The following is a 24,954-nucleotide window of genomic DNA, read 5'->3' on the forward strand; positions in this document are numbered from 1 at the left end:
TTCGTTCCTACCACACGCTAATGACCGACTGGACGGAGAAGTACCGCCCTGACACCCTCGCCGAGGTCCGGGGCAACGACAAGGCCCGGAACGCGCTCAAGAAGTGGGCCGACACGTGGGAGGACCACGGGAAGGCGGCGATCGTCCACGGGAGCCCGGGGATCGGCAAGACCTCCGCGGCGCACGCGCTGGCCACCGACATGGGCTGGCCGGTGATCGAACTCAACGCCAGCGACCAGCGTCAGGGCGACGTGATCGACAAGATTGCGGGCGAGGCGTCGAAAAGCGGGACGCTGACCGCGGGCGGGGCGGGACGCCGGCTCCTCATCCTCGACGAGGCGGACAACTTCCACGGCAACGCCGACTACGGCGGCTCGCGGGCGGTCACGCGCGTCGTCAAGGAGGCAGACCAACCGGTCGTGCTGATCGCAAACGAGTTCTACGACATGTCCCAGAGCCTGCGCAACGCCTGCGAGGAGATCGAGTTCCGCGACGTGTCGACGCGCTCGATCGTCCCCGTGTTGCGCGACATCTGCCGGCAGGAAGGCGTCGAGTTCGAGGACGACGCCTTACAGCAGATCGCAGAGCAGACCAGCGGCGACCTGCGTTCGGCGATCAACGACCTGCAGGCGGTCGCAGAACAGAACGACCGGCTGACCGTCGACGACGTGATGACCGGCGAGCGCGACACCAGCGAGGGGATCTTCGACTATCTCGACGACGTGATCAAAAAGCTCGACGCCGAGGCGGCGCTGAAGGCGTCCTACGACGTCGACGAGACGCCCGACGACATGATCAACTGGATCGAGGACAACATGCCCAAAGACTACGAGGGCCGCGAGTTGGCCGACGCCTACGGCTATCTGGCGAACGCCGACCGCTGGCTCGGTCGGGTGCGGGCGACCCAGAACTACTCCTACTGGCGCTACGCCGGCGACAACATGACCGCCGGCGTCGCCGCCGCACGGGACGGTCAGAAGGGCGGCTGGACCCGCTACGGCCCGCCGAGCTACTGGTCGAAGCTCGGGCGCTCGAAGGGGACGCGCCAGACGCGGGACGGCATCGCGCGGCGGGTCGCCGAGCGAAGCGGGACGAGCATCGGCACCGCACGCCGACGCGTCCTGCCGTTTCTCTCGGTGATGACCCACCACTGCAAGAACCGCGATCTCACGGTTCGGATGGCCGCAGCGTACGACCTCGACGAGAAGGAGGTGTCGTTCATCACCGGCAGTGGCAAGGACACCAACAAGGTCGAGTCGATCGTCGAGGACGCCGAAGAACTGCAGGCTGAAGCGGCCGTCGAGCACTCCGGCGGCGCGTTCGAGGGTGCCCGGCGGACGACCGACGACGAGAGCGAGGACGGTGCAGACGAGGCAGACGCCGACGCGCAGGCGACGCTCGACGCCGAAGCCGACGGATCGGGCGGCGACACCGAGGCGAGCGGGACGGGCAATGACGCCGATTCCGGGGGCGACGCCGACGGCGCCGCGGCCGACGACGATCAGTCCGGGCTCGACGATTTCTTCTAGAGCGCCCCGGCGCTGACATGTCACGTTCGGCAACCTCCCAGATCCCTGCAAGTGCCGTTTAGGATGGCTGCAGTCGTAGATACGACTGGAGGAGATACCAATGGCAGAAACATCTGTAGAAGGCATCGCTCCCGATCAAAACTGGCGCGTACCGGCGGGTGCTGGCGTCGCCCTGATACTACTCGGGCTACTGGCGATCGTGTTCCCGTTCGTCACCGGCGTCTCGCTGTCGCTACTGCTCGGAGCGCTCCTCGTGGTCGGCGGAATCGTCCACGGCGTGCACGCGTTCTCGGCACCCGGGTGGACCGGCAGCGCCGTGCAGATCCTGCTCGGCATCGTCTACGTCGTCGCCGGGATCGCGCTGGTGGTGAACCCGGTGTTCGGACTGGCGACGCTGACGCTGCTGGTCATCGCGTACCTGTTCGTCGGCGGCATCGTCGAACTGGTCGCCGGAATCGGGATGCCCCGCGAAGCCAACGGGCTCTGGATCGCCGCCAGCGGCGCGATCGGTATCCTGCTTGCGGGGCTGCTCTGGGTCGGCTTCCCGTCGACTGCGGTGTGGGCGGTCGGCACGCTGTTCGGCGTCAACCTGTTGGTCAGCGGCATCGCACTGCTGTCGGTCGGGTCGGCCGAGCGCCGCGTCGTCAAGGAGGGACCGACGACCGCAGCGTGATCGACCGACCACTATTTTCATTCCGTTTGAAATCCGGAGCGGCCGCGCCGTTCGGGTGCGGGCGCTCGATGCGCGCGCTCGTCGTGGCGTCGACGGTCGGCGGGATCGGTTCTGACTCTTGGCCGATGATAACCCCGACGCGCACTCCGGCGTCCTGCCCAGTCCGCTGCTCGATCTGTCGCTCCAGTCGTTCCGCGATGTCGGGCGGAACGTCCGCTGCGTTCGGCTGTCCGACGACGACAGAAACGGTCGGGTCGTTCCCGAGGATGATGTCTTGGGAATCGTAGTCGACCTCGATGGCTTCGAGTTGATACTCCGAAAACGCGGGATCGTCGAAAAACTGTTCGGTCTCGGCTGTCGCTTGGTTCTCGAACGTTGTCGTTTGATAGGCTGCGAACGTGGTCGCTCCGAGGATGATCGACAGGCCGACGAGAGCGACGACGAGCACCGCACCGCGTTTGAGCACCGACGCGCGCACGGAGTCGCGTTGTTCGGACAGTTCGGGACGGTAGCCGCTGAGCCAGAAGATCGCAAGCGCCGAGAGGTTGATCGACAGCAGATTGACAAGTACTAGCACCGCAGCCGACGCCGCGACGCCGGAGTAGCCCCACGCGATGCCGAGTCCGGACGTCGCCGCGGGCGGGATGAGCGCGACCGCGATGGCGACGCCGACGAGCGTCGATCCTGACCCCCGCGAGACGCTGATCGCGCCGGCGATCCCCGAGCCGAACGCGATAAACAGCGAGAGGAACCCGGGGCTCGTCCGTTCAGCGACCTGTGGGATCGTCCGGATGTCGGTCCCCGGCGGGATTATCACCGTCCCCTTGAGCACCGCGCCCACCGCAGCGGCGACGACAATGGCGAGGACGAGACCAGCGACCTGCAGCGCGATACCCCGTGCAGTGAGGTCTCGATCAGCGAGCACGCTTCCGGCGCTCGCGGTGATCGCCGGGCCCATCAGGGGCGCGACGACCATCGCGCCGATGATCGTCGCCGCCGAATCGAGCAGCAGTCCGCCGGTTGCGATGACAGTGCTCAGCACGATAAACGCGAAGTACGTCGCAAGCTCCGGCGCGAGCGACTGGGCACTGGCTTTCAGCTCTTCTCGCGAGAGGCGGTCGCCGGGATAGAGCGCTTTCAGCGCGTCGAGTCGCTCCGAAACGACCGTCTCGGTCGGCAAAACGATAGTGTAGGCGCTCTCGCTGATCCCGGCCGCGCGGATATCTTCGAGCACCGGCTCGACGCCCGTCGGTGGAACTGGAAACTGAACCATCGCCTCGAACTCGCCGCGACCGGTCTCCTCGAACACCGCGTAGTCGATTCCCTGCCCCTCCAGCACGTCGAGAACCGGCTGACGGCTTCCCTCTGGAATCAACACCTGTATGAGGCGCATACTGGCGATACGACGAGGTAGCTGTTAAACGAAGGACTGCCGTCTAACCGGCTCACCGAGTGGCCCGCCGTCTCTCTGCTAGCCGAATATGCTTATGTGGGACGGTCGAACGTTGCTGTAGTGACTGACAAGTATCCGGACCAGTGGGAGTATCGGAGTCTCAGACCGCCCCGCGAGGAGACGATGAAGGAAGCCGACGATCCGACTGACGAACTCAACGAACTCGGCGCGGAGGGGTGGGAGCTGGTCGAAACGATCGAGTACGCCGGCGGCGGGACGAAGTATCTGGTGTTCAAACGTCCGGCCGGCGCCGGGGACGACGGATGAGCAACGACGACGACTCGACGGCGGTGAGCACCGCGAACACGATGCGAGGTCGCTCCGGCGAGAGCCGACTCAAGATCTGGCTGCTGTTCCGAACGAACCGGTTCGCGCTGACGGCGGTGTTCGCCGGGCTGGTGTTCGTCTCGTTGCTCGTCTGCAGCCTGCTGCTCGATCCGTCGCTGTCGAGCGAGCTCACGTCGGGCGACACCGTCGAGACGACGTTCTCGGCGATGCTCGGTGCGATCATCACGGGCACGACGCTGGTCGTCACGATCAGCCAGCTCGTGCTCTCTCAGGAGAACGGGCCGCTGGGCGACCAGCGCGAGCGGATGAGCGACACGATGGACTACCGAAACTACGCGAAAGACCTCTTCGAGACGGTCGTCCCAGCCGATCCCTCGGCGTTTCTGAGCCAACTCGTCGAGGAGACCGAACGTCGCGCGGAGGTGCTCGACCGGATCGTCCGCGAGAGCGACAACGACGAGTTGGTCGACCAGACAGCCGAGTTCGTCGACAGCATCCACGGCAACGCCCACGAGGTACAGGACCAGCTCGAAGGGTCGAAGTTCGGTACGTTCGACGTGCTGTTCGCCGCGTTGAACTTCAACTACGCGTGGAAGATCTATCAGGTCGAGCGGATGACCGACGAGTTCGCCGAGTCGCTAAACGACGATCAAGAACAGGCGTTCGACGACCTCCGGACGGCGCTGTCGATGTTCGGCCCGGCCCGAGAGCACGTCAAGACGCTGTACTTCCAGTGGGCGCTGATCGACCTCTCGGTGTACATCATCTACGCGGCGATCCCGGCGCTGATCGTCTCGGGCGCCATGCTGACGTTCGTCACCGCCGAGACGTTCACCGGGTCGGTGCTGTCGATTCCCGTCGTGACGTGGGTGTTCAGCGGGGCCTTTACGATCACGCTGGTCCCGTTCTTGCTGTTTGCAGCCTACATCCTCCGGATCGCGCCGGTCGCAAAGCGGACGCTCGCCATCGGGCCGCTGATCCTCCGGGACTCCCAGCGTTGACATCCTCCCCGCGCTAAAGCGCGAGGCTTTCTCCTCGATTCTCCGTAAGGCGGCGACCGCAAGCAACACTCCGACGCCGCCCGATGGCCTCAGATCACGTCGTCGTGATCGTGCACCTCGGCCATGCGGGACGCCTCGGCGGCGTAGCGCTCCCGCAGATCGGCGTCGTCGACGGCCCCGAGGTTGTCGGGGTCGGCGTCGACGGCGGCCGTCGTATCTCGAACGTCGGTAAAGGACGTGAGCGCGCGCTCCTTGCGGAAGTACCGTTCGCCGTCGGTCGTCGCGTAGGTGAGGATGATGAGGTTCTGCTCGTCGTCCGAATACGTCCGTTCGACGAGCCACACGCGGACGCCGTCGTCTGAGGCTGCGCCCATAGTGGTACGTTCGGCTGCCAGCCGGATAGTCCTACCGGGCGTGCCGGTTGTGTTCGTTTTGTATCGCAGTATTCAATTTATCGCTGCGTTCGAAGAACCGGGACCCTAATATCCCCCTCGCGGCAACGTACGGACGTGACAGACGTAGTCAGCAAGCGGTGGGCGACGGGGGAACGCCCGTGACTCGGACCCCGGACGGGGCCGGAAGTCCGTACGCCCCCCACGACGACGCCGAGACCGCGGCGATGCTGTCGGCCGTCGGCGTCGACTCGACGGAGGAACTGTTCGACGTACCCGAATCAGTCCGGTTCGACGGCGACTTCGGCATCGAACCGCGGAGCGAGCGAGCGGTCCGGGAGGAAGTGGCCGCGATGCTCGGGCGCAACGACGACCTCGTCGAACTGCTCGGCCGGGGTCACTACGATCACTACGTGCCTTCACTGGTCGATCACATCTCCCAGCGCGCGGAGTTTCTGACCTCCTACACGCAGTACCAACCCGAGATCGCCCAGGGGTTCCTGCAGGTGCTCTTCGAGTACCAATCGCTGTTCGTCGAACTCACCGGGCTGGAGATCGTGAACTGCTCGATGTACGACGCCGCGACCGCGCTGGGCGAGGCGGCGACGCTCGCCGACCGCGTCCGAAGCGCGAGCGGGCATCGGGTGCTCGTCCCCGAGCAGTTGCGCGCCGAGCGCCGGGACGTGCTCGAAAACTACGTCTCGGGCACCGATCTGGTGGTCGAGCCGTACCCGATGGCAGACGGCAACGCCGACCGCGAGTCGCTCGCCGACCTACTCGACGAGGACGCCGTCATGGTGTACGCCGAGACGCCGACGGTTCGAGGGACGATCGAAGAAGGGTTATCCGAACTCGCCGATCTCGCCCACGATCAGGACGCCCTGTTCTGTCTGGGCTCCGACCCAGTGGCGCTCTCGCTACTCGAAGAACCTGCAAGCGTCGGGGCCGACGTGGTCGTCGGCGACGCGAGCGTGCTCGGCCTCCCGGCGAGCTACGGGATGGGGCTGGGCCTCTTTGCCACCCGCGAGGAGTACGTCCGGCAGGTTCCCGGCCGGCTCGTCGGCGCCAGCGACGACGCCGACGGCCGGCGAGCGTACACGCTCACCTTGCAGACGCGCGAGCAACACATCCGCAAGGAGCGAGCGACGAGCAACATCTGCACCAATCAGGCGTGGGTCGCGCTCCGAACGGCGATCCACGCCGCGTGGCTCGGGCCGTCGGGACTGGTCGAGGAAGCCGAACGCGCCGTCACGCAGGCCCGGGATCTCGCAGCCCGTCTCGACGCCGTTTCGGGCGTCGACGCGCCGGTCAACGACCGGCATCACTTCCGTGAGTTCGTCGCCCGAACCGACCGGCCCGCCGATGATGTGGCGGCGAAACTGGTCGATCGGGGCTTTGCGGTCCACGCCATCGACGACCACGAGCTACAGATCTGTGCGACCGACCACGACGAGGCGACGCTCGACGAGTTCGTCGCCGCGGTCGAGGAGGTGCTAGAGCAGTGAACTACGATCAAGCGCGCTGGACCAGAGACGACGAGGACATCTACGAGCCGCTGCTCTCCGAGAAAGACGAGACGACCGTCGATATCGGCGCGAACGCCGCCGACGAGAGCAGTGACGACGCCGACAGTTCACCGCTGCCCGACGATCTGACGCGGGACGAGCTGACGCTGCCCGAACTCTCGGAGCCCGAACTCGCGCGTCACTACACGCGGCTCTCGCAGATGACCTACGGCGTCGACAGCGGGCCCTACCCGCTTGGGAGCTGTACGATGAAGTACAACCCCAAGTTCACCGAGGACGTGGCCGCGCTGTCCGACGCCGCGGTCCACCCCGATCGACCGGAGCGACGCCAGCAGGGCTCACTAGAACTTCTGCACCGACTGCAGGACTACCTTGGCCGGATCGGCGGGATGGACGCCGTTTCGCTCCAGCCGCCCGCCGGTGCCGCGGGCGAGTTCACCGGCATCCTCGTCGCGCGAGCGTACCACGAGCACAACGGCGAAGGGCATCGAAACGAGGTGATCGTCCCCGAGAGCGCTCACGGAACGAACTTCGCGAGCGCCGCGCTGGGCGGGTACGACGTGGTCGAACTGCCCGGCGGCGAGGACGGGCGCGTCGACCTCGACGCGCTTTCGGGTGCGCTCTCGGAGAATACGGCGGCGCTGATGCTGACCAACCCCAACACCCTCGGGTTGTTCGAGCGCGACATCGAGGAGATCGCCGAGATGGTCCACGATGTCGGCGGCCTGCTGTACTACGACGGCGCGAACCTCAACGCCCTGCTCGGGCGCGCTCGCCCCGGCGACATGGGCTTCGACGTGATGCACTACAACGTCCACAAGACGTTTGCGACGCCACACGGCGGCGGCGGGCCCGGCGCGGGCCCCATCGGCGTCGCCGAGAAGCTGGTGCCGTTCCTGCCCGCGCCCCGCGTTCGGACCGGCGAGATGGGCTATGAACGCTTCGAGCCCGAGCACTCGATCGGCAAGGTCCACGGGTTCGACGGCAACTGGCTCGTCCTCGTGAAGGCCTACGCCTACATCGCCCGACTTGGCGACGCCGGCCTCGCCGACGCCAGCGCGAAGGCCGTGCTCAACGCCAACTACCTCGCCGAGCAGATCGACCTCGACGTTCCCTACGGGCCGTTCCACCACGAGTTCGTCGCCAGCGCGGGCGACCGCGACGCCGCCGAAGTCGCAAAGCGAATGCTCGACTACGGCGTCCATCCGCCGACGACCAAGTGGCCCGAGATCGTCCCCGAAGCGCTGATGACCGAGCCGACCGAGATCGAGAGCAAGGACTCGCTCGATCAGCTAGCGGCCGCGTTCGACGCCGTCGCGGCCGACGACGCCGAAGCGATGGCCGAAGCCCCCACCCGAACCGCTGCCCGCCGGATCGACCAGACGGCAGCGGCGCGGGACCTGCGACTCTCTTGGCAGACGCTGGACAGCGATTGACCGGCCAGCGGCGTCCTGCCGCTTTCGTGGTAGCAATCCTTAATAGCTGGAGCACCGGTGGTTAATACATGACCGTCGTCAGCGTCTCGATGCCCGAGGAACTACTCGAACGGATCGACGAATTTTCCGAGGATCACGGGTACACCGGCCGCAGCGAAGTAATCCGGGAGGCCTCCCGAAACCTGCTCGGCGAGTTCGAGGACAAGCGACTGGAGGACAAGGACCTGATGGGCGTCGTGACGGTCGTCTTCGACTACGAGACGACCAGCGTCGAGGAACGGATGATGCACCTGCGCCACGAACACGAGGACCTCGTCGCCTCGAACTTCCACAGCCACGTCGGCGACAGCTACTGCATGGAGCTGTTCATTCTCGAGGGAACGCTCGACGACATCTCGGCGTTCGTCGGGAGAATCAGAGCGACCCAAGATACGCTCTCGGTCGATTACTCGGTGTTACCGGTCGACGAGTTCTCGCAAGCGTTCGTGTAGGCGATCAGGCCGAGGCGCTGGTGTCGACCGTGTCGTCAATCTGCACGAAGCCGTAGTTACACTCTGGACAGCGCCACTTCGTTTTCTTCCCGAGATGCAGTTCCGTGCTCGCGGCGAGCCAGAACGTGCGCTCGGCTTCACACTGCGGACAGTACTGGTCCAGTTCCATGTTCGTACGTACCCGGTTCTCCAGATTTAACCCCACTGGTTTCCGCAACGACAGCAGATGTAGTCGAGCGACTTGCTGGGGGAGATTGGCGTTGATAAACCATATTATGCGATATCAAATTGGCGATAGCGGGGAGAAGATCGGGATATCGAAACGGCAACTGTTTTAATTCTTTAGGCCGACCTAAAACCATGAACAATACGACGCGAGACCGCAGAGGGCCATCCCGGCGAACGTATCTTCAGTCCCTTGGCGCGCTCGCCGCCGGCGCACTCGCAGGTTGTACGAGTAGTACGTCCACACCGGAATCCGACGGGGGCGCCTACTCCGTTACACTGGCGCCGATGGGTGAGATAGAGTTCGACGACGTGCCAAACGACGTGTTCACCATCTACCCCCAGTACGTCGACATGGCGGTCGCGCTGGGTCACGGAGACGCCATCAACTCGATGTTCGCCACGGAGATGGCGGGAACGACGATGAACCACTACTACGAGCACCTCGACGGCGTCTCCTTCGAGTGGGACAACCTGACGAATCCGCTCAGCGGAGAGTTTAGCCGGGAGTTGGTGTACGAGCAGGAAAGCGACCTGCATCTCGCCGATCCCGCGTGGGTCGTCACCCAGAGCAACTGGGACCAGTCGAAGGTCAAGTCGATCGGCGATCAGCTTGGGCCGTGGTTCGGGAACTTCTACAGCGGCACCCACGACGACCCGCCGGAAGCCTACCGAGACCAGTACGAGTACTACAGCCTCTGGGAGCTGTTCGGCAAGGTCGCTCAGGTGTTCGACGAAACCGAGCGCTACGAGGCGATCAAGTCAATCTACGACGACACCCTCGCAACGATCACCAAGAACCTGCCGCCCGAAAGCGAGCGACCGACCGCGGTTCGGGTCACTTACAGCGCGCAGACGGACCAGTTTTTCACCTACCATCTCAACAAGCCCGGCTACTGGCTGGCCGACACGCGTCCGCTCGGTGCGACGGACGCGTTCGCGGACCAAGACTGGGAGCAGCTGTGGGGCACCGTCGACTACGAGACGATGCTCGAAGCCGACCCGGACGTGATCTTGCATCTGTGGGGCCTGACCCCGCGAGACGACATGGCAGAAGTGCGAAGCCAACTCGAAAACGACGCGTCTGGACAGAAACTCACCGCCGTCCAGAACGACCGCGTGTACGCCGCCGGGATGCGCTATCAGGGACCGATCATGAACCTGTTCCAGCTCGAGATGGGCGCAAAGCAGCTCTACCCCGAACAGTTCGGCGAGTGGCCGGGAACACCCGACGGCGGGAGTGCGTACCCGGAAATTCCCGAAGGCGAACGGCTCTTTGACCGGCAAGAGTTGGCCGACGTAATTAACGGAAGCTGACGCGACCTCGCAGAACTAAGGGCGTCCACCACGTCTGCCCGGACATGAAGATATACACCGGCCGCGGCGACGAGGGGATGACCGACCTGCGAGATATGTCTCGCGTGTCGAAAACGAGCGCGCGCATCGAGGCCTACGGGACCGTCGACGAACTGAACGCCCTGCTGGGGACCGTCCGGCCGACGGGCCACGACGATGTCGACGACCACCTCGAAACGGTCCAGAACCACCTCCACGTCGTGCAGGCCGACCTCGCCAATCCCAATCCGGACGACGACGATCCCGTAGTCGAGTCCGGCCACACCAACCAGCTGGAGGCGCTGATCGACTCCTACGACGACGAGTTAGACCCACTCGAACAGTTCATCCTGCCGGGCGGAGCTGACAGCGGCGCCAGCCTCCATCACGCGCGGACCGTCTGCCGGCGCGCCGAGCGCCGGGCCGTCGCGCTGGCGGCCGAGGAGACGATCAACGACGACGCCGTCGAGTATCTCAACCGGCTTTCGGACGCGCTGTTCGTCCTCGCGCGCGTAGTGAACAAACGCGACGGCGTCCGCGAGGAAAATCCCGAGTACTAGAGTTCGAGTCCGACCAGTTCCTGTCGGATAACGTCAGCGTACCCGTCGGGAGTGAGTTTCATCGTCGGGACGCCGACGAACGGGAGCGACGCCAGCGAGATCAGCGGCCGGTCGACGCCGACGCCGAGCGTGCCGAGCGCGTTCTCGACGGCGTCCAGCAGCTTCGCGGTTTCTTCGACCTCCAGATCGGCAGCACAGCCGCCGACGCGGTAGGGGAGCTCGGCGATCACGTCGCCGTCGCGGACGACCGCCCAGCCCCCGCCGAGGTCGTCGACCCGTTCGGCGGCCGCCCGGAGGTCGGCGTCGTCGGCGCCGACGGCGAGCACGCCGGTCGCTTCCATCGTCATGCTCGTGGCGACGCCGCCGCGTTCGATGCCGTAGCCCGACAGGAAGCCGGTGAACCCTGTGCCGTCGGCGTCGGGATGGCGGTCGAGCAGGGCGACCTTGGCGACATCGCGCTCGGGCGCCGCGACGAGCGCGCCGTCCTCAACTGCGGGTTCGACAGTTGTTTCGGCCGACACCAGTCCGTCGCGGAGTTCGATCCCGCGCACACGACCGTCGGCGTCGGCGGCGTCTGCGGGAACGCGGAACTCCTCGGGGTCGGTCCGTACGTCGACGGCGTCGTAGAAGCGATCGGGGTACTGGTGGCTCCGGGGCGCGACCCGGACTTCGTTGTTGTGGACGACGACCTCGCCGTCGCTGACGACGGTCGTGACGTTGACAGTTTCGAGGTCGTCGACGATCAGGATGTCCGCGGCGTTGCCGGGCGCGAGGCTTCCCCGGTCGTCGAGGCCGAAGTGACGCGCCGGATTCAGCGTCGCCATCGGGATCGCGTCGGCCGGCTCGACGCCGGCGTCGATCGTCCGCCGAACGACGGCGTCCATCAGCCCCTCGTCGATCAGTTTCCGGGGCCACATCCCGTCGGTCGACAGCGACAGTTCGGCGGCGCCGACGCGGTCGACCGCCCCGGCGATCGCCTCGATGTCGTCGCGGACCGACCCGTACCGGCCGATCGCGTGGATGCCGCGTTCGACGCGTTCGACGACGCCCTCGGTCGAGATCGCCTCGTGGTCGTTGTCGACCGCGCCCGCAAAGGCCGAGAGTTTGGCGCCGTCACAGCCCGCGCCGTGGCCGCAGTTGCGCTTGCCCTCGCGGCGCGCGCGCTCGTGGAGGCGCTCGATGGGCGAGTCGCGCCCGACGACGTGGATCCAGTCGGTCTCGCCGACGCCGACGATCCGGTCGTCGTCGAGCAGGTCGACCAGTTCGTCGGCCTCGGAATCGCTGGCGCGGGCAGGGCCGAACGTGTCGGCCAACGATTGTGGCGGGACGGTCGCCTTGACCGTGATCGGCAGATAGGCGGTAGCGGCAAGCAGCGCCTCGACGCCCTCGGCGCCGAAGACGCCGCCCAGTCCCGAGGTTTCGGTGACGAGCGTCGTCGTCCCGCCCTCCAGCGCGTAGTGGTAGGCGTTTTCGAGCGTCTGGACCGTGTCGACGTGCGTGTGCGCGTCGATGAAGCCGGGGAGGACGGCCCGGCCGTCGGCGTCGATCACGCGGGTGTCCTCGCCGATCACATCGCTCGCGTCGTCGGGAAGCGCGGCGACCTCGTTGTCACAGACGGCAACGTCGAGCGCACGGAACTCGCCGGTTTCCGGAAGGAAGACGCGCCCGCCGGCGACGACCAGATCGGCCGGCGCCTCGCCGAGCGCGACAGCCTGTGCGCGCTTCATGCTGCCTCGTACCGGACGAGTCCGTCCTCGTCCTCGAAACTGGCGACCGCGCCGCGCGCTTCGAGCACGTCGAGGTGGCCGATCGCCTCGCTCATCGCCGGGAAATACTCCGTGACGGGCAGGTCGTCGAACAGCCCCTCCATCACCGCCGTCGCGGTGATCGGCTCCTCGACCAGCGCCCGGACGTTCTCGGTGCGGTCCTCGTGGGCGGCCAGCATCTCGTCGATCCGCCCGAGCGGGTCGTCGATCCGGTCGCCGTGGCCCGGCAGGAACTGGTCGAACTCGCGCGTCCGGAGCGTTTCGAGCGAGTCGTTGTACGCCGGGAGCACGCGGGGACGCTCGCCGCCCTGTTCGGCGGGCGGTTGCAAGAGCGGGTTCGGCGTCACCTCGCCGAGCACGTGGTCGCCGACGATTGCACGCTCTCCGCCGGCGGCCTCGAAGGTAAACAGCAACTCGCCCGCGGCGTGGCCCTCGACGGCCTCGGCGGTAATGGTATCGTCGGCGACTTCGAGCGTTTCGCCGTCGGCCAGCGTCCGGTCGATCTCGCAGTCCGGCGCGTAGGGGAGATACGCCTGCGGGAGATCGACGACCGTGCTGGCCGTCGATTCGGACATCCCGTGAGCGGCGAACAGCTCGCTGAAATAGGACTGCTCGTACTCCAATCGGTCTTCGAACGCCCCGACGATCTGTGCAGTCGCAGGGGCGGCGAGCACCTCGACGCCGGCCTCACGAAGTCGCTTTGCGGCGCCGAAGTGGTCGGGATGGGGATGAGTTATCAGTGCGCGATCGAGATCGCCCGGTGCGAGGTCGCGGGCCGCGAGCCCCTCGGTCAGGGCGTCCCACGACTCGTCGCTGTCGGGACCGGGATCGACGATCGTCCGTCCGGCGAGGTAGGCGTTGACCGGGCCTACTTGGAACGGCGTCGGGATCGAGAGCCGGCTGAACATTCGTGGTGGGGTTCGACGGCCGAGTAGTAAAACCGTTTGTGAACCGGTGACTCGGCGTCGAGCGTTGTCGGAAAGAGAGAGATGCTACGGGACGTGTCGAGTCCGATGCCCACGGAACCTCGACCGTCTGTCGGGACCGTCGCCGGTCCAACTGCTGGTACACCACGGGACGGAGGAGCAGGAGTCATCCACCGTAACCTCCGACGCCGTGATTTTAGGTATGCCTAACAATATGTTAAAGCCACCGATTTCGGCTAGCCTAAAAGATCCACCACGCCGGACGATGCGTCAACGAAACGGCATCGACACCGTTGTGGCTGGCTCGTCGGGCGTTCTGGTACAAAATGGCCGTGACACGTCACCAGCCTGACGCCGGAAGTGCTATATCTGTTGCTTGCGTACGAACAGATATGGTGAACAGGCACTTCCACGATGCGCGGTACTATCTGGGACGCACGGTCGAACACGCGACGCTCGGCGTCGTCGAGACGCTCGATCCCGTCGTAGCGAAAGGCCGCGAACTCGCCGGGACCGAGGACGAACCCGAACCGACCCGTGTCGATCGGGTTCGCACGTCCCTCCACGACGCCGACGAGCGCGCGGTCGAGGCGGGTCGTGCCCTCGCGGGCGATGCCCGCCGTCGCGTCCGGCGATACCGCGGGACGTGATCACTCCGAGAAGCAAGTCTTAAGTCTCGGCTCCGAGTATCCGAGTCTGTACCGGGTTGGTGGTCTAGCCTGGTTATGACGGCTCCTTCACACGGAGCAGGTCGGCGGTTCGACTCCGCCCCAACCCATTTGGTACCTTCTTCCTGATGAAGTAGCGAATCGCCAGAGGGTAGTGTGACGGCGTCAACAGTTGATCCAATTCACTGGGTGACCATGCTGATTTGTCGATACCCCGCCACGGGAAGAAGATCTCGTTAGGGAAACCGGTCATCTGAGCCAGTCTTGAATGTAGCTCTCTCCCTCACCCGCTCAATGCATCAAGGCGCATAATTCACTCCCGAGAACTAACTAACAAGTAACAATAGAGACATCATAAAGAAGGTGCAGTGTCTCGTTTTGCTTTATTGAGGATCTTTTTGATAGTTCTCTGTGGCTGTATGAACGGTTGAATGATCAATGGGTTCGATCTGCTCCATTCCGTATTTGAATATTTGGATAGCAGCCCGGTAGGTAGAAATGTTGTTTTTTGTAGCATAGATAGAGATCACACGATAAGTATTAATGATCAGACGCAACCGATGAAGGTGATGTTGATACACTCCGTATAGGATCTCTGGCAATTTTCTAATCTTCCGTATGGCAAGTAAAGCACTCAATGAATTAGAAATAATTCTGGAGCCACCATTAGCAGTTACAGCTGCGAAAAACATTATAATGCTGGCTACCCCAATCAGAATTAGGATTTCTATCAAAATATCAACCCCCTCACTAGCTCCTGCGGAAGTTATATTTTCAAAATATCCAATAGTCGCAAAGAACCCAATGAAGCCACCTGTAAAGAGGAATCCACCGGATAAGAAGTCTAGAACCGGATGTTGGTCATGAGGATCAATATATGATAGGTATGAAAGCAGTCGAATCTTGTAAATGATTGCCGAGAAGAGGGCTATTGTGACACTGAGTGGAGGAGATGCAAGAAACAAATCGATAGCGATTGCTATGAGCTCCGTAGGGGGTTCTGCGATATAGACAATTCCGGTCAATACGAGGAGAATTGTTGAAATAGAATACGCAAATATGGAAAAGCTGGCAACTGCCGCTTGTTTTGAATAATGGAAGATATTGCCAGTGTGTTTGCGGAAGAAGCGAATTGTTTTGGCGGCTAAGAACATGATCGGTTTAAATCCCTCATGTCAGAAAGATCTAACGACAGGCCTGTAAAAGAAGCCAATTCACCTATTTTATATTGAATTGTTCTGATCGAAGTTCACGCTTTTCACTCTCTGTCCGCGCATCGTAGTGTTTGTCGAGCGTTTTCGGACTCACATTCATTCGATCTCCGATCAGTTCTTTCCGATGACCCTCGTTGAGCCAATTGGTGATTGCGGCCCGTCGAAGCGAGTGGGGAGACACAGACGATGGACACCGTTGAGCGTATTTGTAGGAGTTTGCCTCGCAGTCGGAAATCGTCCGTCCATGCGGACAATCTCCTGTATAGTGGCATGGCCGAGTCAACCCGGCAATCTGCTGTCGTAGCGTTGACCGAGCTGGACGACCCTGCGAAGTTGTGAGTAGAGGGTCCCGTCCGTGATCGTCCGTCACGTCGTGTCGATGCATCTCGAAGTAGTCGTCCAATATTTCACAGACCCAAGCGTGGAGATTCACCTCTCGATTTGCCTCGACTTTGTTCTTGAGCGGCGTACCCGATTCAGGGCGATGCACGACCTCAATGTAGTGCTCCTCTGGATAGTAATCGTCAAGATCGAGTGACCGGACCGTTCCGATTCGGAAGCCCGTCGTCCACAGTACGGCAAAGAGTGCGTGGCGGAGCGTTCCGTACTCGAACTTGTCTAAGTAATCAAGAATCTTCTCCGCAGTCTCCTCGGTGATCATCTCGTCGCGCGCATCGTCGTCGGGATCGGGGATCATCATCCCCTCAGCAAGACCCTCATCAACGAGTTCCATCGACTCCAACCACCGGACGAATACGCGGATGGTGCAGAGGTTGCCGTAGAGCGTGACTTCGTTGATGCCCTGCTCTCGACGATACAGTTTGAACTCGTGGAGGTACATCCCGTCGAGTTCCGACACGGCCTCAATGTCCACTTCTTCGGTCCACTCTACGAACGCATTGAGCGTGTATTTGTGATTGTGATAGGTCGATTCAGCGATCTCCGGTTTTCGTTCTTTCAGGTAGCGATCTACTGCTCCTTGGGGTGAGATGTTTCGCGTCATGGTATACCGACCCCCCGATCCGAGTGTGCGATCTAGATTTCCACATGACGGTTCTCGGGTTGGAGCTTCTCGCGTCCCCGGCGAAACGGCCGTATTTTCGGTGTACGGCCCCGTTTCGTCGGGTGTCGGCGGTTCGACTCCGCCCCAACCCACTACGCGTTTTGCGACGAACGAAGGTGAGGAGCAACGCGTAGCGTTGGGCGGATCGAACCCTAGAAGACGCGCGCAATGAAATGATCACGTCTTCCTCCGGTTCGACTCCGCCCTAACCATATTCTGGCGGCGCAACGCGGCGAGCGTAGCGAGGAGCCTTCGCCGCCTACTATGGGCTGCGGAGTCGAAGCAGGCGAGTCGCGCGCAGCGGAGCGAGCACGTCTCGACGCGGTTCGACGCCAAACCCGTCTACATAGGATAATTGTAAATTTCACTAGTGGATACTAATGAAGGTGCGGTTCTAAATCAATTTTATCTGACCATCGGAGATAGAACACCAGATATGGATCTGGAATTTCTAAATTTTTCCGATCATCAACCCACTCAAATACGTGCTCATCTCCATTTGATTCAGAAATCCACTTATCAACTCTCTGAATCGCTTGAGTCAAATTTCCGCTTTGTGGTTTGTTATTATAACAAATATCATCAACTTTTTTAGTGATTTCGGATTGATCAAGAGTGAGTTTTGGCGGGTTAGACGCAATCACTCGGGCGATCACATCGTAGACATCCCCATTCTGTCTATTCCCAAAATTGAAGATGTTCCGCTGTCCACCGCGCTTTGCCGCACCGCCACTCATTATATCATATATTGTTGAATAATCCAGTCCATTCCCCGTTTTACGAAGAACATTTTTTATGTCACTTGATTCTACAGTCATTGGACTCATCTCGTCTTTCTGATTTAGAACATTAATCTCATTGCAGAGTTCTAAACATAGCTTCTGCATCAGATGTGGTGAGCCAATCGACTCTCGTGCGAGGTTTTGTAACATCAACTCCGGTGGATGTAAATTCAGTTTTTCGAACCCCTTTTCGCCAATTGACATTAAATCTGAAATGTCCCAATAGTCTAACTTGATAGCATCAATTCGGCCTGAAAGGTCTGGGTTTGCTCGGATCAGATCATCACTTCGATATGGAATAAACGCTACACAAATAGACATTCCCCGTTCGTATGCATCTTTGATAGATTCAGCAATTTCCGCATGAAGTTGTTTATCAATATAATGAGCATCATCAATAAACAGCACAAATTTATTAATATCTACTAAGTCAATCACTTGACTCAAGCCTCTTCGGTCATAGACTTCAGCCTGTTCAGTGGACTCTTTGTTTCTTTTTGTTCCTCCGGCTCCAATATTCACCACAGGAGTATTGACACCCGCTTTCCCATCTTTTATTGCTTCTTCTTCTTCTGATGAAATCTGTTCAGTACTCTGCGGAGCAGTTAATTCATCTAAGGTCTTTGACCACAGATCCTCTGCAGACCCTATATTTGACCCATGAACAGTCACTAAATTATATCCTAGTTTCTCAACCACATTATTTAATAACATTGATTTTCCAGATTTGGATGGGCCAGAGAGAGATATAATAGAGGCAGATCCTTGGAGGCGGAATTGTAAGTCTTGTTCATACTCTCCTTGTTCCCTCTCTACATAGGTATAATCAGGATAGTCGCCGGGTGTAAAAACGTCGTGAACTAACATCGTGTTGGTTCTTAAAGCGAACAATGAATAAATAATTGTCGTGAAATTGGAACACCCCAATTTCGACCGCCCGATCAGTCCGACTCGAAGCCCCGCGGTTCCTCGCCGAGTCCCAGCCGGTCGTCGGCGTCCGCACGCTCTGCGACGGCGTCAGGCAGCCGCGTTGCGAGCCGGCGGCGTAGCGCCGCCGCGTCGACCTCCTCGCTGCCCAGCACCGCGAAGCCGGCGAAGATCGTCAGGAAGCCGAGGATCGCCAGCGGCGCGATCGACTCGCCGAGCAGTGCCCAGCCGCCGAGCGTCGAGACCGCGGGGACGACGTAGAAGATCAGGTTCGCCCTGATCGCGCCGGCCCGGTCGAGCAGCCCGAAGTAGGCAATGTAGGCGACGGCGCCGGCGAAGAGGCCGACGTACGCCAGCGCCAGCACGGCCTCCGGCGTCCAGACGATCGCGGCCGGAGACTCGCCGGCACCGAGACTGAGCGCGTGCGACAGCGCAGCGCCGAGCGGCAGGCCCCACGCGGTCCGAACGGTGCTCGACAGCGTGCTCTCGGCTCGGCGGATGAGGACGCTCCCGAGCGCGCCGCTGACGGCGCCCGCGAACAGGAACAGCTTGCCGACGCCGCCGTCGACCAGCATCGCAAGCGAGGGATCGACGACCAGCGCGACGCCGACCAGTCCCAGCACCATCCCGACGGCGCCGCGGGCCGAAAGCCGTTCGTCGGCCAGCAAGACGGCGGCGAACACGGGCGTGAGGATCGGGTTGAGGCTGAACACGATCGCGCCGACGGCGCTGGTGGCGTACTGCTGGCCGACGAACAGCAAGGCGTTAGCCAGTCCGATCGCCAGCACGCCGGTGGCGACGATGCCGACGGCGTCGCCGCGGGTGCGCGGAATCAGTCCCTCGCGGTCGGTCGTCGCCACCGCGAACGCCGCCAGCGCGACGGCAGCAACGTCGAAGCGCAGCGCGACGAACAGCAGCGGCGGGAAGTAGGACAGCCCGGCCTTCGCGGCGACGAACGTGCCGCCAAAGAGGACGCTTGCGGCGACGAAGGCGAGGATCGTCCGGCGGTCGGCCACGATTACGCCCACCTCCGTGTGATTGCGGGACCGAGCACCGAACGAAGAAGCGTCGGTGCGCGAAGTGAGAGACTCATCTTACATATCGGTAGGAGATGCGGGCATATAGTTTCGTTCAGAAAGTATTTCACGGCAAGAAATTCAGAAAGTGGCGCGCGGTCGTTGCACGTAGTGCAATCGTTTCAGCGTGCGAAAGGAGTATAGGGCGACGTGACCGAGGTCCGATATGGAATCCGCGTTAGAGGAGATCGAGTTCCTCGCGCTCTCGTCGAACCGCGTCGAAGTGCTTGGCCACCTCGCGTCGGGCCGTCACACCCGAACCGAGCTGGCCGACGCCACCGGCGCCTCGCAGGCGACGCTGGGGCGGATTCTGGGCGATTTCGAGGACCGGTCGTGGGTCCGCCGCGAGGAGGGCCAGTACGTCGCCACGGCGACGGGACGGCTCGTCGCCGAGGGCTTTACCGACCTGCTCGATATTCTCGAAACCGAGAGCGAACTGCGCGATATCGTTCGGTACCTGCCGACTCACGCGATGGACTTCGATCTGCAGCATCTGGCCGACGCCACGATCACCGTTCCGAGCCAGACGCGGCCCAACGCGCCGGTTCAGCGGCTGCTCGATCTCGAACGGTCCGCCGACGAGATTCGGGCGTTCTCCCACGCGTTCAACGAACAGAGCCTCGCGGTGATCGAAGATCGGGTGACGGCCGGCGAGCAGACGTTTCGGGTCGTTCTCTCCCAGAGCGCGGTCGACGCGCTGGCGGGCAGTGCGGATCTTCGACAGCGGCTGGCGTCGCTGCTCGACGCCGACGACGCCGCCGTTCGGGTCCGAGAAGACGGCATCCCGCTCGCGGTGACGATCGCCGACGATGTCGTGCATCTACTGCTGCGCGACGAGAACGGCGTCCTGCAGGCGTCGGTCGACACCGACGACGCCGCCGTCCGGTCGTGGGCCCACGACACGTTCGATCACTACTGGCGGGCGGCGACGCCGCTGTCGGTCGAAGAGTTCGAAGAATAGCGGGCTCAGTCGGTGTGCTCGCGCTCGGAGAACTTGCGCGCGCCGGCTGGTTCTGCTGTCGCATCCGCGGCCAGCGTCACCTCGCGGTAGAGCTCTTCGAGGCGGTCGAGCGTGTGGGAGATGGAGTACTCCTCGACGGCGCTGCGCGTGTCCCGCGAGTCTGTCAAGCACGACTCGACGGCCGCGGCCATGTCGTCGAGGTCGTCGTACTCGAACCGGACGCCGTTGTCCCGTTGGATCGTCGTCTCGAACGGCGCGGCGTCGGTCGCGGCCACCGGCGTGCCACAGGCGTTCGCTTCCAGCGTGGATAGCCCCAGCGTGTCGGCTGTCGAGGCGGTGACGAAGGCGTCGATCGACGAGTAAAACGTCGGCAAATCCTCGCGGGGCAGAAAGTCCTTGAACTCGACGTTGTCGGGCGCCCGATCTTCGAGCTTCGACCGACACGGCCCCTCGCCGACGATGACGAACTGCTGGTCGGGCAGTCGCTCGGCCAGCTCGACGACTCGATGGACGTTCTTCTCGCCGCTGATCCGGCCGCTGTAGCCGACGACCGATCGGTCGGGATACCAGTCCTCTTCGGTCGGCTCGAAGAAATCGAGGTCGATGCCGACCGGGAGCTGGACGTGGTCCACGTCGCGCTCGATGCGCTCGGTCGAGGCGGTCACGGCGTCGAAGCTATCCAGCAGGGAGTTCTCCCACGGGACGTACGCCGAGGCCAGCATCGAGCCGAGACGCTCCGATTTGACGCTCTGGGGGAAGTACTCTTCGAGCGGTGTGTGGTGGGTGTAGATCGACGGCACGTCGTTTTTCCACGCGTACAGTCGCCCGAGAATGCCGACCGGTGCCGGGCCGTGGCAGTGGACTACGTCCAGTTCGGGGAGCGTCGACAGACGGACGAACAGTGGGACGCGATAGCCTCTGTAAAACGGGTTCGGGACAGAGGGGACGGGAATCTCGCGGTCGCCGGGCTCGTAGTCGCCGTCGGGGTAGACGACGTACACCTCGTGACCGTCCTGCTCTAGCTTCTCGCGCCAGTGTTTGATCGTGTAGGTCACCCCGTCGATCTCGGGAAAATAGCTGTCGGTGAAAAATCCGATCTTCATATCAAATCAACTCCTCGTACAGCGTTCGCAGCTGCTCGGACGTGTTCGAGAGGGCGAACTGCTCGCTCGTGTCGGCGGCGTTTTCACCGAGTTGGTGTCGTAGCTCTGGTTGTTTCAATCTATCTAACTGGGCGCGGAACTCGCCGTCGGTCTTGAGACAGTCGTGGCCGTCTTCGAGCCACTGGAACGTGTCGATGTCCCGAACGACGACCGGCTTGCCGGCGGTCATCGCCTCCAGCAGCGCGATGCCTTCGTTTTCCTCGTGGGTCGGGAAGAAGAACACGTCGCCGGCGGCGAAGGCGCCGCGGATGTCGTCGATGAAGCCGGGGAACGTGCAGTTATCGGGCGACTCCCGGATCAACTGCTTCGTCTCGCGGCCCTTCAAGGAAAGTTCGAGCGGCCCGAACCACGCGAAGTCCAGTTCGGGCATCTCCCGGGCGGTCTCGACGAACGTCTCCAAGCCCTTGCGCTTGATCACGTGGCCGACCTGAAACACGGTCGGCTCCGAGAGGTCGTAGCGCTCGCGGTACTCGGCTTCGAGCGATTCGAATCCCTCTAGTTTCTCGCGGTCGACGCCGTTAGAGATCACGGTCGTCGGCGTGTCGGTGTACGACCGGAGCAAGTTCTGGTTGTATTCGGAGGGACAGATCAGCCGGTCGCCGAGCGCGTACGCCCGGCGGAGGTACGGCCGAAGCGGTTTGGCTAGCGCGTTCGTAAATCGGAAGCTGTCCCCGAAGTCCTCGGCGGTGACGTGGGTGTGGATGACGACCGGCACGTCGTTGCGCCGGGCTCTGACGGCATGGGCCACCGATCGGGGCCCCATCAGATTGAGATGGAGCACGTCGGCCGACAGCGTCGGCTCGACGGTGTAGTCGATCCCTTGGCGGTCGAGCATCTTGCGCTGGTGACGGACCGACTCGGCGATGCCGCCAGTGATCGAATCCGAGAACTCGAAGTAGTGGCTGACCTTCATTTCGATCCCTCCGGGCGGTGAGCGACGGCATCCGCCGACGCGGAGCTGGCTACTTGTCGACTTCGAGCCACGGAACCTCCATCAGCGCGGGGATGTGCGTCTCGATGTGATGTTCCCAGACGCCCTCCTCGCCGAAGGCCTCTCCGTGGTCCGCGGTGACGACGACATCGCCGTCGAGTTCCTCGACGAGGTCCTCGACTTCCTCCAATGCGATCCGGAGGTTCTCCTCGTAGTACGACATCGCCGTCGCGCGGGTGCCGTCCCGGAGCAGACTCACGGGGTCGAGTTCGAGCCACAGTCCCGCCTTCATCGCAAACTGGCTCTCTTCGAGGACGCTCTCGACTTTCGGACGGACGGTGTTGCCGATCGACGACAGGATGCCGCCGCCGCTGCCATCCTCGCCGGACTCTTCTTCCTCCTGTCGCCGGATGCCCTTGCGGATCTGCTTGAGCTTCTGGCCCTTGCCGCGCGTGAGATACGGTGCGTGGGGCTGCATGAAGTGGATCACCGTCCGGTCAGCCTCCTCGACGGCGTCCTGATTCTGGCGGAACGCGTTAGTCATGCTCTCGGGTGGCACCGTGCCCAGATCGTCGTCCCAGCCGGTCTTCCAGACGTCGAACACGTTCGAGATGTGATTCGATGCCGTCCACTCGTAGTCACAACTGGCACCCCACTTGAGTTCGTTCAGCGGGATGCCCAGATCGTTGATAAAGGGGTTCGAGGAGAAGTAGGCGATGTCGTGATCGCCATCGAGCGTGCGATAAGCCCACTCGGGCGTCGAGGAGCCCTTGCTCCAGCGCTTTTCGAGCGACCCGTCGAGATAGTCGTCGTAGACGTCACTGAAGACGTCGTACCGGGCCGCGTCAAGTACAATGCAGTAGTCCCACTCTGATTCGAGGAAGCGCTGGTCCTGCATCAGTCGTCGGAAGATTCGAACGTAGCTCTATATGCTTTCCGATACGTTCGACGGGCGGTAGAGCGTATCAAACGGGTTGCTATCGCCGGTACGTGCAGTGTTGAGAAAGCACAACTCCTATTGTGCCGACATTGGAACACCGAGTATGGACAGGTCTGCTGTGAATCGACGTGCGGCGACGCGAGGAGTACCGTGACCAACGACGAGCAATCCGAGTCGGACCTACGGGAACCGGCCGGCGAGTTGGTCAGCCGAGCGCGCAGCGGCGTCGCGCAGGCACGCGATCGGATCTCGCGGAACCACCTTCGCATCGCGTTCGTCGGCGTGCTGTTGCTGTGTGCGGGTGTGCTCGCCTACGGCGCCGCGACGGCGACGACGACCGCCAACGCCGAGGCGGTGCCCGAGGCGCCGCCGACCGAGAATCATACGGTCATCACCGAGTCCGGACGCTACGGGACGATCATCGCGTACAACCCCAACGGGAGTCTGCAGTACTACAACAACAGCCACACGAAGTACTTCGACGTGGACCCCGTCGAGGGGACCTCGATGACCGTCGAGTACGCGGCGACCGACACGATCCACACCGAAGGTCCGAACTGCCGGGCGCCGCCGTGTGCGCGTAACCTTCTGGAACGGACGAATCTCTCGACCGGCGAAACCGAGATCCTCTACGAGCGGATGGATTATCAGGAGACCGCCGCCGAGTGGCACGACATCGACCGGATCAACGAGACCCACGTCGCGGTGGCCGACATGATCGCCGATCAGGTGTTCATCGTCAACACCGAGACCGAGATCATCACGTGGATGTGGGACGCCCAGAGCGAGTTCCCGCTCGACGAGGGCGGTGCTTACCCCGGCGACTGGGCCCACCTCAACGACGTTGAGGTGCTCCCCGACGGCCGGATCATGGCGAGTCTGCGCAATCAGGATCAGGTCGTGTTCATCAACCGGACGACCGGGATGCAAGACGACTGGACGCTCGGCGAGGAGGACAACTACGACATCCAGTACGAGCAGCACAACCCCGACTACATCCCCGAATCGCAGGGCGGCCCCGCGGTCGTCGTGGCCGACTCCGAGAACGGCCGCGTGCAGGAGTTCCAGCGCGAGGACGGCGAGTGGGTTCGTACGTGGGAGTGGGCCGACGAGCAGATGCAGTGGCCCCGCGACGCCGACCGACTGCCCAACGGCAACACGCTGATCGCCGACTCCAACGGCAAGCGCGTGCTGGAAGTGAACCAGTCGGGCGACATCGTCTGGGAGGTCCCGATGTCGCTTCCCTACGACGCCGAGCGCCTCGAAACCGGTGACGAGAGCGCCGGCGGCCAGAGCGCCCGCCAGCTCGGCCTCGAATCCCAAACCGTCGCCGAGAGCGACGAGAGCGACGGCGGCGCCTTCGGCTTCGATCCGTTCGACCGCGTCGAGTCGACGGTCGTCGGACTGGTGCCTCATCGCATCCACAACGCGATCGTGTTCGTCTCGCCGGTGTGGATGGGCGACACCGAGTTCGGTGCGGCCTTCGTCGCCATCCTGATCGCGCTGAGTTGGATCGGCCTCGAAACGCGGTGGCGCCTCGGCGACGCCGGCATCACGTTCCGGTCGCCGGTCACGCGCCGCGGCGGCTGACGGTTACGGTACGACTTTTTTCGGCGCACGACGCCGCC

24 protein-coding genes and 1 tRNA gene are annotated in these 24,954 nt (G+C 62.7%); 13 read left to right on the forward strand and 12 right to left on the reverse strand.

The genetic code is table 11. The features are described from left to right. Positions 1–20 precede the first annotated feature (20 nt). The gene (locus tag CRO01_RS04510; RefSeq protein ID WP_097007900.1) at positions 21–1,529 is read left to right on the forward strand and encodes a replication factor C large subunit; all 1,509 of its coding nucleotides are present in this window, start codon (positions 21–23) and stop codon (positions 1,527–1,529) included. A gap of 100 nt (positions 1,530–1,629) precedes the next feature. Further along, complete coding sequence (locus tag CRO01_RS04515; protein ID WP_097007901.1) at positions 1,630–2,202, forward strand: HdeD family acid-resistance protein; 573 nt, start codon at positions 1,630–1,632, stop codon at positions 2,200–2,202. Here the strand turns inward: CRO01_RS04515 and CRO01_RS04520 are convergent. Beyond that, positions 2,174–3,595, reverse strand: a complete 1,422-nt coding sequence (locus CRO01_RS04520; protein ID WP_097007902.1) for a TIGR00341 family protein — start codon at positions 3,593–3,595, stop codon at positions 2,174–2,176. The two genes, CRO01_RS04515 and CRO01_RS04520, sit on opposite strands and share 29 nt — an antisense overlap. A gap of 183 nt (positions 3,596–3,778) precedes the next feature. On the opposite strand from CRO01_RS04520, the gene CRO01_RS04525 reads away from it, so the two are divergent. Continuing rightward, the gene (locus CRO01_RS04525; RefSeq protein ID WP_218839150.1) at positions 3,779–3,922 is read left to right on the forward strand and encodes a DUF4177 domain-containing protein; all 144 of its coding nucleotides are present in this window, start codon (positions 3,779–3,781) and stop codon (positions 3,920–3,922) included. Continuing rightward, entirely contained in the window at positions 3,919–4,944 is a 1,026-nt protein-coding gene (locus CRO01_RS04530) for a hypothetical protein (RefSeq protein ID WP_097007904.1), read from the forward strand. Before CRO01_RS04525 ends, CRO01_RS04530 begins: the two co-directional genes overlap by 4 nt. An 89-nt stretch (positions 4,945–5,033) precedes the next feature. Here the strand turns inward: CRO01_RS04530 and CRO01_RS04535 are convergent, their stop codons facing one another. Then, positions 5,034–5,318, reverse strand: coding sequence for a hypothetical protein (locus CRO01_RS04535; RefSeq protein WP_097007905.1), 285 nt, complete (start codon positions 5,316–5,318; stop codon positions 5,034–5,036). A 245-nt stretch (positions 5,319–5,563) separates the two neighbouring features. Here CRO01_RS04535 and gcvPA point away from each other — a divergent pair, with 245 nt between their 5' ends. The 3 genes from gcvPA (at position 5,564) to nikR (ending at position 8,789) form a co-directional block, all read left to right on the forward strand. Further along, on the forward strand, positions 5,564–6,841 hold the full coding sequence (gene gcvPA, locus CRO01_RS04540; protein ID WP_097008338.1) for an aminomethyl-transferring glycine dehydrogenase subunit GcvPA: 1,278 nt from the start codon (positions 5,564–5,566) through the stop codon (positions 6,839–6,841). Continuing rightward, entirely contained in the window at positions 6,838–8,298 is a 1,461-nt protein-coding gene (gene gcvPB / locus CRO01_RS04545; RefSeq protein ID WP_097007906.1) for an aminomethyl-transferring glycine dehydrogenase subunit GcvPB, read from the forward strand. Before gcvPA ends, gcvPB begins: the two co-directional genes overlap by 4 nt. Positions 8,299–8,366: 68 nt before the next feature. Beyond that, the gene (gene nikR / locus CRO01_RS04550) at positions 8,367–8,789 is read left to right on the forward strand and encodes a nickel-responsive transcriptional regulator NikR (protein ID WP_097007907.1); all 423 of its coding nucleotides are present in this window, start codon (positions 8,367–8,369) and stop codon (positions 8,787–8,789) included. Positions 8,790–8,793: 4 nt separating this feature from the next. Here the strand turns inward: nikR and CRO01_RS16510 are convergent, their stop codons facing one another. Next, positions 8,794–8,958 carry a DUF7838 family putative zinc beta-ribbon protein gene (locus tag CRO01_RS16510; protein ID WP_179747393.1) on the reverse strand — a complete coding sequence of 55 codons (165 nt, stop codon included), beginning with the start codon at positions 8,956–8,958 and terminating at the stop codon, positions 8,794–8,796. Positions 8,959–9,149: 191 nt separating this feature from the next. On the opposite strand from CRO01_RS16510, the gene CRO01_RS04555 reads away from it, so the two are divergent. Then, the gene (locus tag CRO01_RS04555; protein WP_097007908.1) at positions 9,150–10,331 is read left to right on the forward strand and encodes an ABC transporter substrate-binding protein; all 1,182 of its coding nucleotides are present in this window, start codon (positions 9,150–9,152) and stop codon (positions 10,329–10,331) included. 44 nt (positions 10,332–10,375) lie between these two features. Continuing rightward, on the forward strand, positions 10,376–10,909 hold the full coding sequence (locus CRO01_RS04560; RefSeq protein ID WP_097007909.1) for a cob(I)yrinic acid a,c-diamide adenosyltransferase: 534 nt from the start codon (positions 10,376–10,378) through the stop codon (positions 10,907–10,909). Here CRO01_RS04560 and CRO01_RS04565 read toward each other — a convergent pair. Both CRO01_RS04565 and CRO01_RS04570 read right to left on the reverse strand, forming a co-directional pair. Next, the gene (locus CRO01_RS04565; protein ID WP_097007910.1) at positions 10,906–12,636 is read right to left on the reverse strand and encodes an adenine deaminase C-terminal domain-containing protein; all 1,731 of its coding nucleotides are present in this window, start codon (positions 12,634–12,636) and stop codon (positions 10,906–10,908) included. The two genes, CRO01_RS04560 and CRO01_RS04565, sit on opposite strands and share 4 nt — an antisense overlap. Beyond that, on the reverse strand, positions 12,633–13,583 hold the full coding sequence (locus CRO01_RS04570) for an MBL fold metallo-hydrolase (protein ID WP_097007911.1): 951 nt from the start codon (positions 13,581–13,583) through the stop codon (positions 12,633–12,635). Before CRO01_RS04570 ends, CRO01_RS04565 begins: the two co-directional genes overlap by 4 nt. A gap of 410 nt (positions 13,584–13,993) precedes the next feature. Between CRO01_RS04570 and CRO01_RS04575 the strand changes: the two genes are divergently transcribed. After that, positions 13,994–14,251 carry a DUF7553 family protein gene (locus CRO01_RS04575; protein WP_245838500.1) on the forward strand — a complete coding sequence of 86 codons (258 nt, stop codon included), beginning with the start codon at positions 13,994–13,996 and terminating at the stop codon, positions 14,249–14,251. 53 nt (positions 14,252–14,304) lie between these two features. Beyond that, a tRNA-Val gene (locus CRO01_RS04580) sits at positions 14,305–14,379 on the forward strand. Positions 14,380–14,652: 273 nt separating this feature from the next. On the opposite strand, the gene CRO01_RS16315 is transcribed toward CRO01_RS04580, so the two are convergent. The 4 genes from CRO01_RS16315 to CRO01_RS04595 all read right to left on the reverse strand — a co-directional run bounded on the left by CRO01_RS16315 (position 14,653) and on the right by CRO01_RS04595 (position 19,271). Further along, on the reverse strand, positions 14,653–15,423 hold the full coding sequence (locus tag CRO01_RS16315; RefSeq protein ID WP_143824903.1) for a hypothetical protein: 771 nt from the start codon (positions 15,421–15,423) through the stop codon (positions 14,653–14,655). A gap of 64 nt (positions 15,424–15,487) precedes the next feature. Next, positions 15,488–16,486, reverse strand: coding sequence for a tyrosine-type recombinase/integrase (locus CRO01_RS04585; RefSeq protein ID WP_097007912.1), 999 nt, complete (start codon positions 16,484–16,486; stop codon positions 15,488–15,490). Between the two features lie 437 nt (positions 16,487–16,923). After that, on the reverse strand, positions 16,924–18,195 hold the full coding sequence (locus tag CRO01_RS04590; protein ID WP_097007913.1) for an AAA family ATPase: 1,272 nt from the start codon (positions 18,193–18,195) through the stop codon (positions 16,924–16,926). Positions 18,196–18,269: 74 nt separating this feature from the next. Beyond that, the gene (locus tag CRO01_RS04595) at positions 18,270–19,271 is read right to left on the reverse strand and encodes a DMT family transporter (protein WP_097008340.1); all 1,002 of its coding nucleotides are present in this window, start codon (positions 19,269–19,271) and stop codon (positions 18,270–18,272) included. 226 nt (positions 19,272–19,497) lie between these two features. Here CRO01_RS04595 and CRO01_RS04600 point away from each other — a divergent pair, with 226 nt between their 5' ends. Then, the gene (locus CRO01_RS04600; RefSeq protein WP_097007914.1) at positions 19,498–20,292 is read left to right on the forward strand and encodes a helix-turn-helix transcriptional regulator; all 795 of its coding nucleotides are present in this window, start codon (positions 19,498–19,500) and stop codon (positions 20,290–20,292) included. Positions 20,293–20,297: 5 nt separating this feature from the next. On the opposite strand, the gene CRO01_RS04605 is transcribed toward CRO01_RS04600, so the two are convergent. Genes CRO01_RS04605 through CRO01_RS04615 form a run of 3 tightly spaced genes read right to left on the reverse strand, consistent with a single transcriptional unit; the run spans position 20,298 to position 23,284 of the window. Continuing rightward, entirely contained in the window at positions 20,298–21,395 is a 1,098-nt protein-coding gene (locus CRO01_RS04605) for a glycosyltransferase (RefSeq protein WP_097007915.1), read from the reverse strand. Position 21,396: 1 nt separating this feature from the next. After that, positions 21,397–22,368, reverse strand: coding sequence for a glycosyltransferase family 4 protein (locus tag CRO01_RS04610; protein WP_097007916.1), 972 nt, complete (start codon positions 22,366–22,368; stop codon positions 21,397–21,399). A 49-nt stretch (positions 22,369–22,417) separates the two neighbouring features. Beyond that, positions 22,418–23,284, reverse strand: coding sequence for a hypothetical protein (locus CRO01_RS04615; RefSeq protein ID WP_097007917.1), 867 nt, complete (start codon positions 23,282–23,284; stop codon positions 22,418–22,420). Positions 23,285–23,527: 243 nt separating this feature from the next. Between CRO01_RS04615 and CRO01_RS04620 the strand changes: the two genes are divergently transcribed. Beyond that, entirely contained in the window at positions 23,528–24,916 is a 1,389-nt protein-coding gene (locus CRO01_RS04620) for an aryl-sulfate sulfotransferase (protein ID WP_097008341.1), read from the forward strand. The last annotated feature ends 38 nt before the right edge of the window (positions 24,917–24,954 follow it).

It is taken from the genome of Natronoarchaeum philippinense (genome assembly GCF_900215575.1).
In the GTDB taxonomy this organism is placed as follows: domain Archaea; phylum Halobacteriota; class Halobacteria; order Halobacteriales; family Natronoarchaeaceae; genus Natronoarchaeum; species Natronoarchaeum philippinense.

Excerpts from the sequence above, each read along its gene's own strand:
- CRO01_RS04510 (WP_097007900.1), top strand. The coding sequence starts at position 21 with ATGACCGACTGGACGGAGAAGTACCGCCCTGACACCCTCGCCGAGGTC.
- CRO01_RS04515 (WP_097007901.1), top strand. The coding sequence starts at position 1,630 with ATGGCAGAAACATCTGTAGAAGGCATCGCTCCCGATCAAAACTGGCGC.
- CRO01_RS04520 (WP_097007902.1), bottom strand. The coding sequence starts at position 3,595 with ATGCGCCTCATACAGGTGTTGATTCCAGAGGGAAGCCGTCAGCCGGTT.
- CRO01_RS04525 (WP_218839150.1), top strand. The coding sequence starts at position 3,779 with ATGAAGGAAGCCGACGATCCGACTGACGAACTCAACGAACTCGGCGCG.
- CRO01_RS04530 (WP_097007904.1), top strand. The coding sequence starts at position 3,919 with ATGAGCAACGACGACGACTCGACGGCGGTGAGCACCGCGAACACGATG.
- CRO01_RS04535 (WP_097007905.1), bottom strand. The coding sequence starts at position 5,318 with ATGGGCGCAGCCTCAGACGACGGCGTCCGCGTGTGGCTCGTCGAACGG.
- gcvPA (WP_097008338.1), top strand. The coding sequence starts at position 5,564 with ATGCTGTCGGCCGTCGGCGTCGACTCGACGGAGGAACTGTTCGACGTA.
- nikR (WP_097007907.1), top strand. The coding sequence starts at position 8,367 with ATGACCGTCGTCAGCGTCTCGATGCCCGAGGAACTACTCGAACGGATC.
- CRO01_RS16510 (WP_179747393.1), bottom strand. The coding sequence starts at position 8,958 with ATGGAACTGGACCAGTACTGTCCGCAGTGTGAAGCCGAGCGCACGTTC.
- CRO01_RS04555 (WP_097007908.1), top strand. The coding sequence starts at position 9,150 with ATGAACAATACGACGCGAGACCGCAGAGGGCCATCCCGGCGAACGTAT.
- CRO01_RS04560 (WP_097007909.1), top strand. The coding sequence starts at position 10,376 with ATGAAGATATACACCGGCCGCGGCGACGAGGGGATGACCGACCTGCGA.
- CRO01_RS04565 (WP_097007910.1), bottom strand. The coding sequence starts at position 12,636 with ATGAAGCGCGCACAGGCTGTCGCGCTCGGCGAGGCGCCGGCCGATCTG.
- CRO01_RS04570 (WP_097007911.1), bottom strand. The coding sequence starts at position 13,583 with ATGTTCAGCCGGCTCTCGATCCCGACGCCGTTCCAAGTAGGCCCGGTC.
- CRO01_RS04575 (WP_245838500.1), top strand. The coding sequence starts at position 13,994 with ATGGTGAACAGGCACTTCCACGATGCGCGGTACTATCTGGGACGCACG.
- CRO01_RS16315 (WP_143824903.1), bottom strand. The coding sequence starts at position 15,423 with ATGTTCTTAGCCGCCAAAACAATTCGCTTCTTCCGCAAACACACTGGC.
- CRO01_RS04585 (WP_097007912.1), bottom strand. The coding sequence starts at position 16,486 with ATGACGCGAAACATCTCACCCCAAGGAGCAGTAGATCGCTACCTGAAA.
- CRO01_RS04590 (WP_097007913.1), bottom strand. The coding sequence starts at position 18,195 with ATGTTAGTTCACGACGTTTTTACACCCGGCGACTATCCTGATTATACC.
- CRO01_RS04600 (WP_097007914.1), top strand. The coding sequence starts at position 19,498 with ATGGAATCCGCGTTAGAGGAGATCGAGTTCCTCGCGCTCTCGTCGAAC.
- CRO01_RS04605 (WP_097007915.1), bottom strand. The coding sequence starts at position 21,395 with ATGAAGATCGGATTTTTCACCGACAGCTATTTTCCCGAGATCGACGGG.
- CRO01_RS04610 (WP_097007916.1), bottom strand. The coding sequence starts at position 22,368 with ATGAAGGTCAGCCACTACTTCGAGTTCTCGGATTCGATCACTGGCGGC.
- CRO01_RS04615 (WP_097007917.1), bottom strand. The coding sequence starts at position 23,284 with ATGCAGGACCAGCGCTTCCTCGAATCAGAGTGGGACTACTGCATTGTA.